This is a genomic window from Sphingomonas sp. R-74633 (genome assembly GCF_013416555.1).
Classification (GTDB): Bacteria; Pseudomonadota; Alphaproteobacteria; order Sphingomonadales; family Sphingomonadaceae; genus Sphingomonas.
This window is the reverse complement of record NZ_JACCFG010000002.1, coordinates 229,969-246,372: the sequence shown is the minus strand read 5'-3', so window position 1 is coordinate 246,372 and position 16,404 is coordinate 229,969. Positions and strand designations below refer to the sequence as shown.

The 16,404-nt window shown below is 66.9% G+C and carries 21 protein-coding genes; 7 read left to right on the top strand and 14 right to left on the bottom strand.

Features of this window, described 5'->3' with window-relative positions; all coding sequences use genetic code 11:
- Positions 1 to 117: 117 nt before the first annotated feature.
- Together HZY97_RS07440 and HZY97_RS07435 are read right to left on the bottom strand one after the other, a co-directional pair.
- On the bottom strand, positions 118 to 1,353 hold the full coding sequence (locus tag HZY97_RS07440) for an ABC transporter permease (RefSeq protein WP_180142158.1): 1,236 nt from the start codon (positions 1,351 to 1,353) through the stop codon (positions 118 to 120).
- On the bottom strand, positions 1,350 to 2,276 hold the full coding sequence (locus tag HZY97_RS07435) for an ABC transporter ATP-binding protein (RefSeq protein ID WP_180142157.1): 927 nt from the start codon (positions 2,274 to 2,276) through the stop codon (positions 1,350 to 1,352). Before HZY97_RS07435 ends, HZY97_RS07440 begins: the two co-directional genes overlap by 4 nt.
- 42 nt (positions 2,277 to 2,318) lie before the next feature.
- Here HZY97_RS07435 and queG point away from each other — a divergent pair, with 42 nt between their 5' ends.
- Complete coding sequence (gene queG / locus HZY97_RS07430; protein ID WP_180142156.1) at positions 2,319 to 3,386, top strand: tRNA epoxyqueuosine(34) reductase QueG; 1,068 nt, start codon at positions 2,319 to 2,321, stop codon at positions 3,384 to 3,386.
- A 75-nt stretch (positions 3,387 to 3,461) separates the two neighbouring features.
- On the opposite strand, the gene HZY97_RS07425 is transcribed toward queG, so the two are convergent.
- Both HZY97_RS07425 and HZY97_RS07420 read right to left on the bottom strand, forming a co-directional pair.
- A complete protein-coding gene (locus tag HZY97_RS07425) occupies positions 3,462 to 3,839 on the bottom strand; it encodes a hypothetical protein (protein WP_218942957.1) in 378 nt (125 codons plus the stop codon).
- Entirely contained in the window at positions 3,836 to 4,531 is a 696-nt protein-coding gene (locus tag HZY97_RS07420; protein ID WP_180142155.1) for an EI24 domain-containing protein, read from the bottom strand. The genes HZY97_RS07425 and HZY97_RS07420 overlap by 4 nt, the downstream gene beginning before the upstream one ends.
- 57 nt (positions 4,532 to 4,588) lie before the next feature.
- On the opposite strand from HZY97_RS07420, the gene HZY97_RS07415 reads away from it, so the two are divergent.
- Positions 4,589 to 5,587, top strand: a complete 999-nt coding sequence (locus HZY97_RS07415; RefSeq protein WP_180142154.1) for an adenosine kinase — start codon at positions 4,589 to 4,591, stop codon at positions 5,585 to 5,587.
- 89 nt (positions 5,588 to 5,676) lie between these two features.
- Here the strand turns inward: HZY97_RS07415 and HZY97_RS07410 are convergent, their stop codons facing one another.
- From HZY97_RS07410 to hisB, 9 genes are all read right to left on the bottom strand, one after another.
- Complete coding sequence (locus HZY97_RS07410) at positions 5,677 to 7,203, bottom strand: amino acid permease (protein WP_180142153.1); 1,527 nt, start codon at positions 7,201 to 7,203, stop codon at positions 5,677 to 5,679.
- Between the two features lie 175 nt (positions 7,204 to 7,378).
- Positions 7,379 to 7,756 carry a histidine triad nucleotide-binding protein gene (locus tag HZY97_RS07405; RefSeq protein WP_180142152.1) on the bottom strand — a complete coding sequence of 126 codons (378 nt, stop codon included), beginning with the start codon at positions 7,754 to 7,756 and terminating at the stop codon, positions 7,379 to 7,381.
- On the bottom strand, positions 7,756 to 8,964 hold the full coding sequence (locus tag HZY97_RS07400; RefSeq protein ID WP_180142151.1) for a hypothetical protein: 1,209 nt from the start codon (positions 8,962 to 8,964) through the stop codon (positions 7,756 to 7,758). Before HZY97_RS07400 ends, HZY97_RS07405 begins: the two co-directional genes overlap by 1 nt.
- Entirely contained in the window at positions 8,961 to 9,278 is a 318-nt protein-coding gene (locus HZY97_RS07395) for a phosphoribosyl-ATP diphosphatase (protein ID WP_180142150.1), read from the bottom strand. Before HZY97_RS07395 ends, HZY97_RS07400 begins: the two co-directional genes overlap by 4 nt.
- Positions 9,279 to 9,309: 31 nt before the next feature.
- Positions 9,310 to 9,510, bottom strand: a complete 201-nt coding sequence (locus HZY97_RS07390; protein WP_180142149.1) for a hypothetical protein — start codon at positions 9,508 to 9,510, stop codon at positions 9,310 to 9,312.
- Between the two features lie 129 nt (positions 9,511 to 9,639).
- Entirely contained in the window at positions 9,640 to 10,401 is a 762-nt protein-coding gene (gene hisF, locus HZY97_RS07385; RefSeq protein WP_180142148.1) for an imidazole glycerol phosphate synthase subunit HisF, read from the bottom strand.
- On the bottom strand, positions 10,398 to 11,126 hold the full coding sequence (gene hisA / locus HZY97_RS07380; RefSeq protein ID WP_180143134.1) for a 1-(5-phosphoribosyl)-5-[(5-phosphoribosylamino)methylideneamino]imidazole-4-carboxamide isomerase: 729 nt from the start codon (positions 11,124 to 11,126) through the stop codon (positions 10,398 to 10,400). The genes hisF and hisA overlap by 4 nt, the downstream gene beginning before the upstream one ends.
- 8 nt (positions 11,127 to 11,134) lie before the next feature.
- Positions 11,135 to 11,740 (bottom strand): imidazole glycerol phosphate synthase subunit HisH, encoded by a 606-nt coding sequence (gene hisH / locus HZY97_RS07375; RefSeq protein WP_180142147.1) that lies wholly within the window; start codon positions 11,738 to 11,740, stop codon positions 11,135 to 11,137.
- On the bottom strand, positions 11,737 to 12,324 hold the full coding sequence (gene hisB / locus HZY97_RS07370) for an imidazoleglycerol-phosphate dehydratase HisB (RefSeq protein WP_180142146.1): 588 nt from the start codon (positions 12,322 to 12,324) through the stop codon (positions 11,737 to 11,739). Before hisB ends, hisH begins: the two co-directional genes overlap by 4 nt.
- Positions 12,325 to 12,394: 70 nt before the next feature.
- On the opposite strand from hisB, the gene HZY97_RS07365 reads away from it, so the two are divergent.
- A complete protein-coding gene (locus HZY97_RS07365; RefSeq protein WP_180142145.1) occupies positions 12,395 to 12,880 on the top strand; it encodes an SspB family protein in 486 nt (161 codons plus the stop codon).
- A 10-nt stretch (positions 12,881 to 12,890) separates the two neighbouring features.
- Here the strand turns inward: HZY97_RS07365 and HZY97_RS07360 are convergent, their stop codons facing one another.
- Positions 12,891 to 13,514, bottom strand: a complete 624-nt coding sequence (locus HZY97_RS07360) for a PilZ domain-containing protein (protein WP_180142144.1) — start codon at positions 13,512 to 13,514, stop codon at positions 12,891 to 12,893.
- A 184-nt stretch (positions 13,515 to 13,698) separates the two neighbouring features.
- Here HZY97_RS07360 and fumC point away from each other — a divergent pair, with 184 nt between their 5' ends.
- The 4 genes from fumC to gmk all read left to right on the top strand — a co-directional run bounded on the left by fumC (position 13,699) and on the right by gmk (position 16,383).
- Positions 13,699 to 15,087: a class II fumarate hydratase gene (gene fumC / locus HZY97_RS07355; RefSeq protein WP_180142143.1), complete on the top strand. Its 1,389-nt coding sequence runs from the start codon at positions 13,699 to 13,701 to the stop codon at positions 15,085 to 15,087.
- Positions 15,088 to 15,275: 188 nt separating this feature from the next.
- On the top strand, positions 15,276 to 15,467 hold the full coding sequence (locus HZY97_RS07350; RefSeq protein ID WP_180142142.1) for a hypothetical protein: 192 nt from the start codon (positions 15,276 to 15,278) through the stop codon (positions 15,465 to 15,467).
- Positions 15,467 to 15,682: a hypothetical protein gene (locus tag HZY97_RS07345; protein WP_180142139.1), complete on the top strand. Its 216-nt coding sequence runs from the start codon at positions 15,467 to 15,469 to the stop codon at positions 15,680 to 15,682. Before HZY97_RS07350 ends, HZY97_RS07345 begins: the two co-directional genes overlap by 1 nt.
- 50 nt (positions 15,683 to 15,732) lie before the next feature.
- On the top strand, positions 15,733 to 16,383 hold the full coding sequence (gene gmk, locus HZY97_RS07340) for a guanylate kinase (protein WP_180142137.1): 651 nt from the start codon (positions 15,733 to 15,735) through the stop codon (positions 16,381 to 16,383).
- Positions 16,384 to 16,404 lie beyond the last annotated feature (21 nt).

Below are 16,404 nucleotides of genomic sequence, written 5' to 3'. Positions count from 1 at the left end.
TCTCCTTTACGGGGAGAGGGAATACCTAATTGACAGGTGTGTCAATAGTGGAGCGCCCCGAGCCTTGCACAATAGCCGTCATCCCCGCCTTCGCGGGGATGACGGAGAGAGGAGACATCAGGCCGCCGCTGCCTCGATCTTCGACTTGCGCTTCGGGCTGCCCGACTTGAGCACGCCGCGGCGGAACCAGCGGGCGCCGAGGGTGATGATGATCGCCACCCAGAGGACCTGCCAGGCCAGCGCGAGCAGATGCGGCCAGATCGCCGGCGAGCTGCCGGCCATGCCGATCATCGCGAAGGGCGACGAGAACGGGAAGACCTGCGCCGCGGTGGCGATCCAGCTGTCCGGCCGCGTCGCCGCGCCGAGCGCCAGGCCGAACATCATCATCTGGAAGATGGTGATCGGCAGCGACAGCATCTGCAGCTCGCGCTGGGTGGAGGTCTGCGCGCCGATGCTGAGGAACATCGCGCCGAGCAGCATATAGGCCATGGTGAAGTAGAGGATGAAGAGCAGCGCATAGATCGGTGCGCCGATCGCCGCGACCAGGCTGGGGAAGCTGCCGGCGACTTCCGCCGGCAGCAGTTGGGTCGCGTTGATGATGATCGTCGCCCAGAACAGCACGAACAGCACCGCGGCGCCGAACATGCCGATCAGCTTGCCGAAGAACACGCTTTCGAGCGGGACGGCGGCGGCAAGGATCTCGATCACCTTGTTCGAGCGCTCCTCGGCCATGGTGCCGACGGCCTGGCCCGAGAGGAACAGCGTGATGAAGAACATCGCGAACACGCCGATCGAGGCGGCCTGGCCGCGCCCGCCGGGCGATGCCTGGCCGCGCTTCACCACGGTCTGGGTGACGGTGGCGAGCGGCGTGGTGCTGCCGAGCTTCTGCGCGCGCAGCGTCTGCTCGGCGAGCTGCGAGAGGAACTGCGCCTCGCTCCAGCCGCGACGGGCATAGAGCACCTCGGGCTTGTCGAGCGGGCCGAACAGCACGGCCGCGGCGTCGAACTTCTCATTGTCGAAATAGGCGCGGGCCTGTGCCGCCGGGTCGCCGGTCGGCGTCTCGATGGTCAGCGGCGGCGGAGTGAGGTCGCCTTTCTTCGGGAAGAGCTTGCGCAGCTGCTTGTCGGTGGCGAGCAGCACCGGCGCCTGGGCGGGCGGGGCGATCACCACCATCTTCATGCCGGCATCGTCGCCGACGATCGACTGCGCCCCGATCCCGCCGACCGTGCCGAAGCCGATCATCAGCACCGGCGCGAGCAGGAAGAGCAGGAAAGTGGGGGTGAAGACGGTCGCAGTGAAATCGCGGCGGGCGACGGTGAGCGCCTGGCGCAGCGTGCGCGCGAAACTGCTCATGCCGCTTCCTCCTGGTCCTTGAGGGCGTCGGGCCCGACGATCTTCACGAACGCGTCGTGCAGCCCGGGGCGTTCGATCGAAAGGCCGGAGACGCCGTAGCCGCCATCGATCAGCTTGACGAGCAGCGCCTCGATCCCGTCCGAGGGCAGGGTGAAGCGCCAGCCATCGCCCTCGCGCCGCGCATCGGTTGGGAGCAGGCTGGCCGCGCCCTCGACATTATGGTGCGGGGTGTAGTGCGCCTTCATCGGCAGCGTCGCGCGGGCGTCGTTGACCGTGCCTTCGAAGCGGACCTTGCCGCCGGCGATGATCGACAGCCGGTCGCAGAGCCGCTCGGCATGCGCCATGACATGGGTGGAGAACAGGATCGTCGCGCCGCGGTCGCGCTGGGCGAGGATCAGTGCCTCGAGCTTTTCCTGGTTGACCGGGTCGAGGCCCGAGAACGGCTCGTCGAGGACGAGCAGATCGGGCTCATGGACGACCGAGCCGAGCAGCTGGACGAGCTGGGCCATGCCCTTGGAGAGCTTGCGGATCTTCTCGTCCTTGGCGTGGCCGAGGCCGGCATTGTCGAGCAGGGTCTCGGCGCGCTTGCGCCCGACCTTCCAGGGCAGGCCGCGCAGCGCGCCCATGAAGGCGATCGCCTCGCGGCACTTCATGTTGGGATAAAGGCCGCGCTCCTCGGGGAGGTAGCCGACCAGGTCGCTGGCGTCGCGCGGATGGGCGTGGCCGAGCATCGAGCGCTCGCCGCCATCGGGCTCGATGATGCCGAGCAGCATCCGCAGCGTGGTGGTCTTGCCGGCGCCGTTCGGGCCGAGCACGCCGTAGATCAGGCCCTTGGGGACCTTGATGCTCACCCCGTCGACAACGCGGCGGTCGCCGAAATATTTGACCAGCCCTTGCGCGCTTACGGCCAATTCGCTCGTCAAAATGGAATCCCTCCCTTGTCGCAACCGTGGTAGCGGGTCCGCGTGACGCAGCACAAGGCACTGGAAGCGCTAATAAAGGCCAAAGCGGCCGAAATCGGGTTCGCCGATTGCGGAATCGCGCGTGCCGACGCCGCGCCGAAGACCGCCGAGCGGCTGCGGCAGTGGCTGGAGGAGGGCAGGCACGGCTCGATGATCTGGATGGAGGAGCGTGCGCACCATCGCGAGCGGCCCGCCGGACTATGGCCCGAGGTGCGCTCGGTGATCTCGCTGGGCATGAGCTATGCGCCGCGCACCGATCCGCTGGCGCTGGCGGAGCATGGCGAAATCGGCCGGATCTCGGTCTATGCGCAGGGCCAGGACTATCACGACGTGATCAAGCGGCGGCTGAAGGAGCTGGCGCGCTGGCTGGTCGCCGAGGCGCCGGGCGCAGACGTGAAGGTCTTCGTCGACACCGCGCCGGTGATGGAGAAGCCCCTCGCCGAGGCGGCAGGGCTGGGCTGGCAGGGCAAGCACACCAATCTGGTGAGCCGCTCGCACGGCAGCTGGCTGTTCCTCGGCGCGATCTACACGACGCTCGAGCTCGCGCCCGACGCACCGGTGCGTTCGACCTGCGGAAGCTGCGACGCGTGCCAGACGGCATGCCCGACCGACGCCTTTCCGGCGCCCTATCGCCTCGATGCGCGGCGCTGCATCTCCTACCTGACGATCGAGCATAAGGGGCCGATCCCGCACGAGTTTCGCGAAGGCATCGGCAACCGCATCTATGGCTGCGACGACTGCCTGGCGGTGTGCCCGTGGAACAAGTTCGCCCATGCGGCGCAGGCCAATATGGCGTTCGTACCGCGCGCCGAGCTGACCGCGCCGGCGCTGGCGGATTTGCTGGCTCTGGACGATGCGGGGTTTCGCGAGGTCTTTTCGGGCTCGCCGATCAAGCGGATCGGGCGCGACCGGATGGTGCGCAATTGCCTGATCGCGGCGGGGAACAGCGGGAGTGCGGCGCTGGTCGAGCCGGTGCGGGCGTTGCTCGGGGATGCGGACGAGGCGGTGCGCGAGGCGGCGGAGTGGGCGCTGGGTAAACTCAATTACCCTTCCGCTTGCGGGAGGGGTTAGGGGAGGGGCTGTCCCTTCCCGCGCGATTTCAGGCCCTCCCCCGGCCCCTCCCGCAAGCGGAAGGGGAGAAGAAGGTCAGCGCGCCCGCGCGCTGCTGAGCGCCGCCACGCAGCTGGCCTCGTCGATCGGGCGGCCGTCGCGCTGGCGGGCGTCGACATGCGTCACCACCGGCTCGCCGCGGCCCTGCGGGTAGAGATAGGTGTCGAGCACGCAGATCGGCCCGGCGAACTGGAGCTTGCGCGCGGTGCCTTCGCTCGTGTCGAGCTGGGGCTTGCCGAACTGCGCGATCAGGCGCGGGGCGGTGGCGCCGTGGATCGCGGCGAGGTTGGCCGGCAGCGGTGCGCTGGGCGCCGGGCGTGCGCTCGGCACTGGCAAATAGCCCGCGCGCGGCGCCGGAATTGCGTCGCCACAGGCGCCGAGCGCCAGTGCGCCAATCAGGATGAGTTTCTTCAAGATGCCCGCCTTCCGCGGTGAAATGCGTGAGTCGCCATCGCGGCTCCGAGAACCGGGGCGATCAGGTTCAAAATCGGGACGAGGAACAGGCCGGTGCCGACCGCGCCCAGCGCGAAGCGGCTGATATTGGTGCGCTGGCGCCATTTGGGCAGCTCGCCTTTGCGCATGTGGCGGGCCGCGACCATGTCGCCGAGATCGCGGCCGAGCAGCCAGGAGTTGACCAGGAAGAACGCCACCGCCGTGCCGACGCCGGTGACCAGCAGGATCAGATAGAGCGGCGAGAAGAGCAGATTGATTCCGATCAGCCGCAGCGCCGAGCCGAGGCCCATCGCCACCGAACGGCCGAACGGCACGTCGTGCGCCTGGGCATGGGCACCGGGATAATGTTTCTTCTCGACCGCCGCGACGACCTCATCGGCAAACACGCCGACCACGCCGACGGCGATCGCGCGGAACATCAGCCAATGCGCGAAGATCACCAGCACGATCGTGGTGATGTCGGCAAAGGTGTCCGATCCGCTCCAGCCGCCGAGCCAGGCGGCGATCCCGTCGGCCAGCGCGTGCATCCCGAACCACATGCCGACGCTTACCGCGGCGAACAGCACCAAGGTGACCAGGATCGACTTGACGAATACCGCCAGGATCGGTCGATCGAACAATTGCCCGAGAGACAGGAAGAAGGCGTGAATCATTGCGCTATCCCTTGCCCGTCATTAGGGCGTCGGCGCAATCTATTTGGAGCACCCAGTTTGACCAGCCCGACTTATGACGTCGTCGCCATCGGCAACGCGATCGTCGATATCCTCGCCCAGGCCGAGGACAGCTTCATCGAAGAGATCGGCGTGGCCAAGGGCTCGATGCAGCTCATGTTCTCGCCCGAAGAGGCGGACGCGCTCTACGACAAGATGGGCCCTGGCCGCGAGGTTTCGGGCGGCTCGGCGAGCAACACCGTCGCCGGCCTCGCCGCGCTCGGCAGCAAGGCAGCCTTTATCGGCCAGGTCGCTGACGACCAGCTCGGCGCGGTCTTCGCGCACGACCTGCGCGCCGCCGGCGTCCATTTCGACACCGACGTCCGCGCCGGCCAGCCGACCACGGCGCGCTGCCTGATCTTCGTGACGCCGGACGGCCAGCGCACGATGAACACCTTCCTCGGCGCCTCGCAGTTCCTGCCGGCCTCGGCGCTGGACGAGACGCTGATCGCCAACGGCGCGATCCTGTATCTCGAGGGCTATCTCTGGGATCCCGAAGAGCCGCGCGCCGCGATGCGCAAGGCGATCGACATCGCCCGCGCCAATGGCCGCAAGGTCGCCTTCACGCTCTCCGACGTGTTCTGCATCTCGCGCCACGGCGACGATTTCCGCAAGCTGATCGCGGACGGCCTGATCGACATCCTGTTCGCCAATGAGAGCGAGCTGCTCGCGCTGTGCGGCAAGGATGATTTCGAGGCGGCGGTGCAGCATGTCCACGGCCAGGTGCCGGTGCTGGTCGTCACGCGCAGCGAGCAGGGCGCGATGGCGCTGGTCGGCAACGACCGCGTCGAAGTGCCGGCCGAGCCGATCGCCAAGCTGGTCGACACCACCGGCGCGGGCGACATGTTCGCTGCGGGCTTCCTCCACGGCCAGGCCCAGGGCCGTTCGGTGCAGGATTCGCTGCGGCTGGGCGCGATCTGCGCGGCGGAGATCATCCAGCATTATGGCGCGCGGGCCGAGAAGGACCTTAAGGCGCTGGCGGAAGAGAAGCTGGGCTAACGCTGGAAGCCTCTTCCCCTCGGGGACAAAGAAGAAGGGCCGGAGGATCGCTCCTCCGGCCCTTTTCTTTTGCCTGGAAGGCCGGAGCCTCAGCGCGTGCCGGGCACCGGCGGCTCGAGGTCGTCATAGGCCTCGGGCTCATGCACTTCGTCGCGGCCGAGGCCGACATGGCTGCGCGAGCGGCTATAGGCGAAGTAGACGATCAGGCCGACCACCGCCCAGCCGACGAACAGCAGGATCGTCGCCTGCGACAGGCTGAAGAACAGGTAGATGCAGCCGATGATCGCGATCGGTGCCGTGATCATGATCGCCGGGGTGCGGAAGGGACGCGCGCGGTTCGGATCGGTGCGGCGCAGCACCAGCACTGCGATCGACACTGCCGCGAAGGCGAAAAGCGTGCCCGAATTCGACACGTCGGCAAGCAGGCCGACCGGGAAGAAGGCGGCGAACAGCGTGACGAACAGGCCGGTGAGCATGGTGATCACGTGCGGCGTGTGGAACTTCGGATGCACGCGCGAGAACAGCTCGGGCAGCAGGCCGTCGCGGCTCATCACGAAGAAGATGCGGGTCTGGCCGAACATCATCATCAGGATGACCGAAGGCAGCGCGATGATCGCGGCGGCACCGACCAGCCAGCCGATGAACGGATGACCGACCTGCTTGAGCGTCCAGGCCAGCGCTTCCTTCGAGCAGACCACGGCGTTCTCCTGGATCGCCTGGCAGGCGGCCGAGAGACCCGGGGTGCCGGGCGAGAGATGCTCGCCGCCGGCGCCGAACATCGGCTGCGCGCCGACGGTGCCGATCACGCCCGCTGCAACGAGCAGGTAGAAGATGGTGCAGATGGCGAGCGAGCCGATCAGGCCGATCGGCATGTTGCGCTGCGGGTTCTTGGTCTCCTCGGCCGCGGTCGAGACTGCGTCGAAGCCGACATAGGCGAAGAAGATCGAGGCGGCGGCGCCCGAGATGCCGGCAAAGCCGAGCGGGGCGAACGGCGTGAACTGGCCGGTCTTGATCACCGGGATGGTGAGGATCACGAACATCGCGAGCGCGAGGATCTTCACGCCGACGAGCACGGCGTTGACCGTCGCGCTCTCCTTGGTGCCCTTGATCAGCAGCGCGGTGACCAGTGCCGCGATCACCATCGCCGGCAGGTTGATCATGCCGCCGTCAAACGGTCCGCGGACCAGATCAAGGGGCACGCTGATATGGAAACTCGAATTGAGCCAGCCGATGAAATAGCCCGACCAGCCGACCGACACCGCGCCGGCGGCGATCGCATATTCGAGGATCAGCGCCCAGCCGACCATCCAAGCGACCAGCTCGCCCATCACGGCATAGCTATAGGTGTAGGCCGAGCCCGAGACCGGGACCATCGCCGCCATTTCGGCGTAGCAGAGCGCCGCGACCGCGCAGACGAAGCCGGCGATCACGAACGAGAGCATCATGCCCGGGCCGGCCTTCTGCGCCGCTTCCGCGGTCAGCACGAAGATACCGGTGCCGATGACGGCGCCGATGCCCAGCATGGTGAGCTGGAACGCGCCCAGCGAGCGATGCAGCGATTTCTTTTCCGCTGTGGCCAGAATGGCGTCGAGTGATTTTACCCGCCCGAAGATCATTGAATGGTCCCCTTTGCGGCGGAACTCCGCCGCCCCCGTGAGAATGAAAGGGCGGAGCCTAGCCGCAAAACCGGGGGAGGCAATGCTTTAGTGTCCCCAAGCGTGGCTTTAGGCGGCCGAAAGCGGTGAGTCGTGTGGATGGGCTTGCGGGAAATTGCGCTCCCGGCGAAGAAAATCAGCGCGTCAGCATCGGGCCGAGCGGCTTGCCGGCGAAGATATGGACGTGGAGATGCGGCACTTCCTGGTGCGCATCCATGCCGGTGTTGGCGAGCAGCCGGTAGCCGGGCTCGACGAACCCCGCCTCGCGCGCCACCTGGCCGACGGCACGGACGAAGCCGGCGATCTCCGCCTCGCTGCCGCGCGCCGAGAAATCGTCCCACGACACATAGGCGCCCCTGGGGATCACCAGGATGTGGTGCGGCGCCTGCGGGTTGATGTCGTGAAAGGCGAGCGCGTGCGTATCCTCGAACACCTTCTTCGACGGGATCTCGCCGCGCAGGATCTTCGCGAAGATGTTCTGGTCGTCATAGGGCTGGGTGGCGTCGATGGGCATCAGGATTCTCCTTGCAGATCGGCCAGCGCTGCCCTGATGCGGGGGCGAAGCACATTTACGAAGTCGTTGGTTCGTGCCCGAAGCCAGCTAAGCGCGGCTTCCTTCTCAGCGGGCTTGGTCCATGGGCCCGTTTGCAGATGATCCTCGATGAGTGAGCGTCCGAGCTTGTCTAGGGATACCGAGGCGGTGCCGCCGAGTTCCGGATGGATCGTCGGCCAATCTCCCACGAGGCGCTGGCATATCCGCTCGCCAATGCTGTCGCGGGTATAGGAGAGATAGACGCCAACCTCCCATCGCGCCTCGCTGCGATAGACCGTCAGCCAGGTGCTGCCTCCGGGCACAGGAAGCGACAGGGAGACATAACCCTGCCTGCCGGCGCGCGGCTTGCGCTGTTCCGGGTCATTCAATTCGAGGGTCGCGACAAACTCGTTCCAGAAATTGATCCGGCTGAGCGGATCATTCTCCTCATGCGCTGCCTCCACCACGGTTTCATCGTCGAGTACCGCCTGACCGTCCGGTGTCGCCACTACGGTACGCGTTATCAATTGGGTGCGGGCCAGCACGCGCGGCAGCACGAGCCGGGCACCATCCTCCGTCAGATAGATCGGCATCTCGATCAGGCCGAACGAGAAGTGGAGGCCGGCATGGGCCTGGAGATATTCTGCGATCGCTTCGACACCTTCGCGGATGCCGTCGCCCACGATCAGGAGCAGGAAGCGGCCCCGGCGCAGATTGTGGGTCAGCGCATCGTTGAAGGTGATCTCGTCCACGTCGTAGTCGGCCTCGCGCAGCAGAGCGAGGATCGGATTTCCCTCGCGCTCGACGCGGCGAGAAACTTCACGTTGCAGGTCCGACGCCGACCAACGGCTTAACTCCTTGGCATAGTCGAGTATCTGTCCGACGACCTCGCGGCGGCCTTCCGGATTACGCCACAGCTTGCACTCGACAAGGACGGGCAGGCCGGACGCTGTCACCATGAAATTGTCGATCGGGCCGGCAGGGGTGTTTAGTTCCATGCAGATCGGAATCGGCGCTGCAAACAACGAATCGATCTCGGCGATCGGCAAGCAAGCAGGATGTTCGTGGATTAGAATCTGCAGATCGGCTTCACTGATTTGATCTCGACCAGCGCCGAGCGGGAGTGGTCGCAGCGCACGTGCGGGTTTGCCCGGCGCGAGTAGAACAGGACTCGCGTGCTGCCGGCTCATGCCGGGCGCGAGGCCTTTTCCTCGATGCCCGACACGCCCTCGCGGCGGGCGAGTTCGGCGCGGACGTCGTCCAGGCTGAGGCCGGCATCGGCGAGCAGGACGATCAGGTGGAAGATCAGGTCGGCTGCTTCCTTGGTCAGCTCCTCGCGATCGTCCTGGATCGCGGCGATCACCGTCTCGGTGGCTTCCTCGCCGAGCTTCTGCGCGATCTTGGCGCGGCCGCGGGCGGTGAGCTTCGCGACATAGGAGCTGTCCGGGCTCGCGGTGCGGCGGGCGCGGATGGTCTGTTCGAGGGTGTCGAGCGTATCGGCCATCTTCCCCGGCTGTAGGAGCCGGGGGCTGGTGTCAATCCTTGGGTGCTGCCTTGCGGAAGCGCGCGCGCAACTGGCGGCGGACGAACCAGATGCCGCCGGCGGCGCAGGCCGCCAGCGCGAGGTCCGACAGCTCGGGCATCGAGCGGCTGCCGGCGCGGCCGGTATGCGGCGGCTCATCGGCGGCGAGGGCCGGCGCGGCGAGAAGGAGCAGCGGGAGGGCGATGCGGAGCATTTGGCGGGTTTAGCGCGTGCGGGTTGGGGAAGGGTTAAGCCGGAATCGTCACCCCGGCGAAAGCCGGGGTCTCATGCGGCTCTTGTCCCGCGCCTTCGCCTGAGATCCCGGCTTTCGCCGGGATGACGATTAGCTGCGCACCGGAATCCCCGCGGCCGCCAACGCCGCATGTGCGTCGGCGATGCTGGCCTCGCCGAAATGGAAGATCGAGGCGGCGAGGACGGCGCTGGCATGGCCCTTGGTGACGCCGTCGACCAGATGCTGGAGATTGCCTACACCGCCGCTTGCGACCACGGGCACGGTGACCTGGTCGGCGATCGTGCGGATCAGCTCGAGGTCATAGCCGTCGCGGGTGCCGTCGCGGTCCATCGACGTGATCAGCAGTTCGCCGGCGCCGAGATGGGCGAGGGCGAGTGCGTGGGTGACTGCGTCGATACCGGTCGGCTTGCGGCCGCCATGGGTGAAGACCTCCCAGCGGCCCTCGGCGGTACGGCGGGCATCGACCGAGGCGACGACGCACTGGCTGCCCATCTTCTCGGCGATTTCCGCCACGACTTCGGGGCGCGAGACGGCGGCGGAGTTGACCGCGACCTTGTCCGCGCCGGCGAGCAGGAGTGCGCGCGCATCTTCGACGCTGCGCACGCCGCCGCCGACGGTGAGGGGCATGAAGCACACTTCGGCGGTGCGGCGGACGACGTCGAGGATCGTGCCGCGCGCCTCGTGGCTGGCGGTGATGTCGAGGAAGCAGAGCTCGTCGGCGCCGGCGGCGTCATAGGCGCGGGCCTGTTCGACGGGGTCGCCGGCGTCGATCAGGTCGACGAAGTTGACGCCCTTGACGACGCGGCCATTGGCGACGTCGAGGCAGGGGATGACGCGGGCGCGGACGGTCATGCCTTGCCGACCTCGATCGCCCATTTGAGGTCGAGCCGGCCGTCATAGAGCGCGCGGCCGGTGATCACGCCCTCGACGCCGTCGGCGACGTGCGGGCGCAGCGCATGGATGTCGGCGATGTCGGTGACGCCGCCGCTGGCGATGACGGGGATCGAGACGGCGCGGGCGAGCGCGACGGTCGCCTCGACATTGCAGCCCTTGAGCAGCCCGTCGCGGCCGACATCGGTGAAGAGGAGCGCAGCGACGCCGGCATCCTCGAAGCGGCGGGCGAGATCGACGACGCTCACGTCGGAGACATCCGCCCAGCCGCGAGTGGCGACGAGGCCGTCGCGCGCGTCGACGGCGACGACGATGCGGCCGGGATTGTCGCGCGCGGCTTCGCGGACGAGGTCGGGGTTCTCGAGCGCGGCGGTGCCGATCACGACGCGCTTCACGCCGAGGTCGAGCCAGCGCTCGATCGATTCGCGGTTACGGATGCCGCCGCCGAGCTGGATATGGCCGCCGAAGCCGCTCTCGAGAATCGCGGACACTGCGGCGCCATTGACCGATTCGCCGGCAAAGGCGCCGTCTAGGTCGACCACGTGCAGCCATTCTGCGCCGGCCTGGGCGAAGAGTTCGGCCTGAGCGGCGGGGTTGTCGCCATAGACGGTGGCGCGGTCCATATCGCCCTCCGCGAGGCGGACGACCTGGCCGGCCTTGAGGTCGATCGCGGGGAAGATGATCAGGCCATTGTCTACGGACGCCACTGGAGGAACCTTTCGACCAGCGCGATGCCGTAGCGCTGGCTCTTTTCGGGGTGGAACTGGACGCCGATCATGTTGTCGCGGCCGATCGCCGCAGTGACCGGGCCGCCATGATCGGTGGTGGCCAGCACATGCTCGCCGGTAAAGGCGAAGCTGTGGAGGAAATAGGCCTCGCCCGGCTCGATCAGCGGGTGCGGCTGGGCGGGGACGACGTCGTTCCAGCCCATATGCGGCACATGCACGCCGGGGGCGGGCAGGAGCGTGCGGACGGTGCCCGGGATCCAGCCGAGGCCGGGATGGGTGCCCATCTCCTCGCCGGCATCGGCCATCAGCTGCATGCCGACACAGACGCCGAGGAACGGCGCGCCCTGCTGGCGGACGCGGGTGTTGAGCGCCTCGACCATGCCGGGGATGACGCGCAGGCCCGCCGCGCAGGCCCCGAAAGCGCCGACGCCGGGGAGGACGATTCGGTCCGCCTTCAGCACCGCCTCGGGATCGGCAGTGACGGCGATGTCCGCCGCGCCCGCCGCCTTCAGCGCGTTGTGGACCGAGTGGAGATTGCCCGCGCCGTAGTCGATCAGCGCAATCGCGCTCACAGCACGCCCTTGGTGGAGGGGATCACGTCCGCCTTGCGCGGGTCGATCTCGACCGCTTCACGCAGCGCGCGGGCCAGTCCCTTGAACGCGGCTTCGGCGATATGGTGGTTGTTGCTGCCGTAGAGCGTCTCGACATGGAGCGTTACGCCCGCGGTCTGCGCGAAGCTGTGGAACCAGTGTTCGAACATCTCGGTGTCCATCTCGCCGAGGCGCTTTTGCGAGAATTCGGTCTTCCAGACGAGGAAGGGACGGCCCGAAATGTCGATCGCGACGCGGGTCAGCGTCTCGTCCATCGGCGACAAGGCATCCGCGTACCGCCGGATGCCCTTCTTGTCGCCGAGCGCCTGGGCGATGGCCTCGCCGATCGCCAGGCCGGTATCCTCCACCGTGTGGTGCTGGTCGATATGGAGGTCGCCCACCGTCTTCACGTCGAGATCGATCAGCGAATGGCGGCTAAGCTGCTCGAGCATATGGTCGAAGAAACCGATGCCTGTCGACACGGCATAGGCGCCGGTGCCGTCCAGGTTGACGGTGACATCGACGGCGGTCTCGCTCGTCTTGCGGCTCACGGTGGCGGTGCGCATGGGCCCCACATAACGATGGTTGCCGCGCATGCAATCTTGACCGTGCGGGTGCATGCGCTACCCAAGGGGCATGACTGGCACCGTGCCCGATAGCTTGATTCCCTATGATGAGATCGTGCAGGAAGCCCTGCGCGCCGTGGTCGGCCGCGTGCTCGGCTCGGTTGCCGAGACGGGCAATCTGCCCGGTGGCCATCATTTCTACATCACCTTCAAGACGCACGCGCCGGGAGTCGACATCCCGCAGCGGCTGATCGAACGCTTCCCGGACGAGATGACCATCGTCATGCAGCACCGATTCTGGGACCTGAAGGTGGACGGCGAGAAATTCTCGGTCGGCCTGAGCTTTAACCAGGTGCCGGCGATGCTGTTCATCCCCTTCTCGGCGATCACGGGCTTCCACGATCCGGCGGTAAACTTCGAGCTGCGCTTCCAGGCGGCCGATGGCGGCGACGATGTCGAGCCGCAGCACGAGGAAGCGGAGAATGACGGCCCGGCGACCAAGCCGGTCGAGGACGGCTCGAACGTCGTCTCGGTGGATTTCAAGCGGAAGAAATAACGCCGGAGCGTCAGCGCATCAGGCGCGCGCGCAGGTCCTGCATCGCCACGGCGTCGGCCGCGGCGGCGGGGTCGTCGGCGCCGAGGATCGTGCCGAGATGATCGAGGATCTGGCTGGCGCGGTCGAGATTCTGCAGCGAGGCCATATGCTCGGTGATCACATGCGGATCATCGATCAGCCGTTCGCCCAGCGAATCGAGCAGCGCGCGGACGTGATGGATTTCTTCGACAAGCCGCGTGCCGAGATTGGCGAGGTCGGGGGCGGCGCTCGGGGCGGGCGGTTCGGGCGCGAAGACCGCGCCGCTGCGCACGGCTTCCTGGATCGCATCGACGCGCGCCTGGCCGCTGAACCCGTTGAAGTTCGCCGAGCGCTTGCCCGAGACCCATTCCTCGACCGTGATCGCGCTGGCATCGAAGGCGACACCGCAGCGCCCCTCGGATTGCCAGACGACGCGGGCGCCGACCTCGATCTCGGTGCGGCGCAGCGTCATGGTCGTGCCCGGGCGGGGCAGCGCCGAGCCGTCGAGCATCGCGCCGTTTTCGGAGAGGTTGCGGATGCGCACCTGCACCTTCAGCCCCTCCGCCTCGATCGAGGCGGCGAGCAGCAGGTTCTTGCGCGGCGGGCGTTCTTTCATTCCGCGGGCAGAAAGCAGAGGGGCAGCGGCGTGCATCATGGTTCTGGCCCTGTAAGAGCACAGCGCTGGTTAACGACGCGCAAATTCCGTGTTTGTCCAATCGCATAAGCGCGATGCTGGAATCGCCGCCGCCAAGGGGGTAGAGCCCGCCCGACTCCGCCAGCGGAATGAAGGAAAAGCCAGCGTGACCACCCGTACCGAAACCGATTCGATCGGCGCGATCGAAGTTCCCGCCGACGCCTATTGGGGCGCGCAGACCCAGCGTTCGATCGAGAATTTCCCGTTCGGCGAGATGGAGCGGATGCCGCTCGGCATCGTCCACGCCCAGGCGATCGTGAAGCAGGCCGCGGCGCGAGTGAACCGCAAGCACGGCATGGACGCCAAGATCGCCGACGCGATCGAGTCGGCCGCGCAGGAAATCGTTGCGGGCGACCTGGACGACCAGTTCCCGCTGGTGATCTGGCAGACCGGTTCGGGCACGCAGACCAACATGAACGTCAACGAAGTGATCGCGGGCCGCGCCAATTTCGTGCTCGCCGGCACCAAGGGCGGCAAGTCGCCGGTGCACCCCAATGATCATGTCAACATGAGCCAGTCGTCGAACGACAGCTTCCCGACCGCGCTGCACGTTGCCGCCGTCCTGGCGACGCGCGACAAGCTCATCCCCGCGCTCGACCAGCTGACCGCCTCGCTGACCACCAAGGCCGAGGCCTGGGATCACATCATCAAGATCGGCCGCACCCACACCCAGGACGCGACGCCGCTCACGCTCGGCCAGGAATTCTCCGGCTATGCCGCCCAGCTGATCAGCTGCAAGGCGCGGATCGAGGGTTCGCTCAACGGCAATCTGCGCAAGCTCGCTATCGGCGGCACCGCGGTCGGCACCGGGCTCAACGCGCCCGAGGGCTGGGCCGAGGACATGTCGGCGGCGATCACCGACATCGCCGGCACCCAGTTCGAGCCGGCGCCGAACAAGTTCGAGCAGCTGGCGGCCAAGGACGGGCTGGTCTTCTTCTCGGGCGCGCTCAACACGCTGGCGGTAGCGCTCAACAAGATCGCCAACGACATCCGCTTCCTCGGCTCGGGCCCGCGCTCGGGTCTCGGCGAGCTGTCGCTGCCGGCGAACGAGCCGGGCAGTTCGATCATGCCGGGCAAGGTCAACCCGACCCAGTGCGAATCGCTGACGATGGTCGCGGCGCAGGTGATCGGCAACAACCAGGCAGTCACCGTCGGCGGCATGCAGGGCCATTTCGAGCTCAACGTGTTCATGCCGCTGATCGGCGCGAACGTGCTGCGCTCGATCGCTTTGCTCTCCACCGGCATGACCAGCTTCGCCGAGCGCTGCGTCGACGGGATCGAGGCGAACGAGGCACAGATCAAGGCGCTGGTCGACCGCTCGCTGATGCTGGTGACGGCGCTGGCGCCGGCGATCGGCTACGACAATTCCGCCAAGATCGCCAAGAACGCGCATGAGAAGGGCCTGACGCTCAAGGAGAGCGGGCTGGCGCTGGGCCTCGTTGATGAGGCGACGTTCGACCAGTATGTGCGTCCCGAGACGATGATCGGGCGGTAATTCTGCTTCCCCTCCCTGGAAGGGAGGGGATCGAGGGGTGGGTAGAGGCCTGGCGATACGGATGCCGTATTGCCAGGCCTTTCCGTCTCGCGAGCACGCCACCCACCCCTAGCCCCTCCCTTGCAGGGAGGGGAACTTGAAGCCGTTTCAATCGCTTGCTCCCCGTAACCACTTACGCAGGAGCAACCATGATCGGGGACGCAATCGCAGGCTGGATCGGCAACCGCATCGATCGCCGGGACGGTGAGGGCGGCACGCTTGGCGCGCTCGCCGGGGTGCTGAGCTGGAAGGCAGCGAAGAAGATCGTGCCTGCGGCGCTGGTCGTCGGCGGCGCGGCCTATGCGTATCACCACTTCGTCCGAAGCCGTCAGGAAGTCTGATGTTCGGCAAGCTGCTCGGCGCCTTTATCGGCAACCGGATCGACCGCACCGACGGCAAGGGCGGCGTGAAAGGTGCGCTGATCGGTCTCGGCGTCGAGCGGCTGCTGACGCGAATGGGAACGATCGGCTGGGTGCTGGCGGCGCTTTTCCTGGTGCTGCGCTTCGTCTGGCGGCTGATCTTTCCCAGGCGCAAGGTACGGTACGTCCGCCAATAGGACGCACACCACGGCTTGACGCGGAGCCGACTCCCACGCCAAAGGCACCCATGCCTCATAGTACCGAGACCGACCCGCACGGATTCAAGCGCAGAGGCGTGCTGTTCGTGCTGTCTTCGCCCTCGGGTGCCGGCAAGTCCACGATCGCCCGCAAGCTGCTTGCCGCCGACGACCATCTCCAGATGTCCGTCTCCTACACCACCCGGCCGATGCGCCCGGGCGAAGTGGACGGTGTCGACTATAATTTCGTCGACCTCGAGCGCTTCCGCGAGATCGCGAACAATCACGAATTCCTGGAATGGGCGCACGTGTTCAACCATCGCTACGGCACGCTGCGCACCACGGTTGAGGAGATCCTCGATTCGGGCCGCGACGTGCTGTTCGACATCGACTGGCAGGGCGCCCAGCAGCTGTTCCAGCTCGCCGGCGGCGACGTGGTCCGCGTGTTCATCCTGCCGCCGTCGTTCGTCGAGCTGCGCCAGCGGCTGGTCAACCGCGCGACCGACTCGATCGAAGTGATCGACGCCCGCATGGCGCGCGCCGCCGCTGAAGTCAGCCACTGGGACGGCTATGACTATGTGCTGGTCAACGACGATGTCGACCAATGCTATCGCTCGGTCCACACGATCCTGAACGCCGAGCGGCTCAAGCGCTCGCGCCAGACGGGCTTGATCGGATTCATCCGCGGGTTGATGAAGTAACCTCCCAACAGGGGGAGGTTC

Bases quoted from the DNA above. Each gene is read 5' to 3' on its own strand.
- HZY97_RS07440 (WP_180142158.1), bottom strand. From the start codon at position 1,353: ATGAGCAGTTTCGCGCGCACGCTGCGCCAGGCGCTCACCGTCGCCCGC.
- HZY97_RS07420 (WP_180142155.1), bottom strand. From the start codon at position 4,531: ATGATTCACGCCTTCTTCCTGTCTCTCGGGCAATTGTTCGATCGACCG.
- HZY97_RS07410 (WP_180142153.1), bottom strand. From the start codon at position 7,203: ATGATCTTCGGGCGGGTAAAATCACTCGACGCCATTCTGGCCACAGCG.
- HZY97_RS07405 (WP_180142152.1), bottom strand. From the start codon at position 7,756: ATGCCCATCGACGCCACCCAGCCCTATGACGACCAGAACATCTTCGCG.
- HZY97_RS07400 (WP_180142151.1), bottom strand. From the start codon at position 8,964: ATGAGCCGGCAGCACGCGAGTCCTGTTCTACTCGCGCCGGGCAAACCC.
- HZY97_RS07395 (WP_180142150.1), bottom strand. From the start codon at position 9,278: ATGGCCGATACGCTCGACACCCTCGAACAGACCATCCGCGCCCGCCGC.
- HZY97_RS07390 (WP_180142149.1), bottom strand. From the start codon at position 9,510: ATGCTCCGCATCGCCCTCCCGCTGCTCCTTCTCGCCGCGCCGGCCCTC.
- hisF (WP_180142148.1), bottom strand. From the start codon at position 10,401: ATGACCGTCCGCGCCCGCGTCATCCCCTGCCTCGACGTCGCCAATGGC.
- hisB (WP_180142146.1), bottom strand. From the start codon at position 12,324: ATGCGCACCGCCACCGTGAGCCGCAAGACGAGCGAGACCGCCGTCGAT.
- HZY97_RS07365 (WP_180142145.1), top strand. From the start codon at position 12,395: ATGACTGGCACCGTGCCCGATAGCTTGATTCCCTATGATGAGATCGTG.
- HZY97_RS07360 (WP_180142144.1), bottom strand. From the start codon at position 13,514: ATGAAAGAACGCCCGCCGCGCAAGAACCTGCTGCTCGCCGCCTCGATC.
- HZY97_RS07350 (WP_180142142.1), top strand. From the start codon at position 15,276: ATGATCGGGGACGCAATCGCAGGCTGGATCGGCAACCGCATCGATCGC.
- HZY97_RS07345 (WP_180142139.1), top strand. From the start codon at position 15,467: ATGTTCGGCAAGCTGCTCGGCGCCTTTATCGGCAACCGGATCGACCGC.
- gmk (WP_180142137.1), top strand. From the start codon at position 15,733: ATGCCTCATAGTACCGAGACCGACCCGCACGGATTCAAGCGCAGAGGC.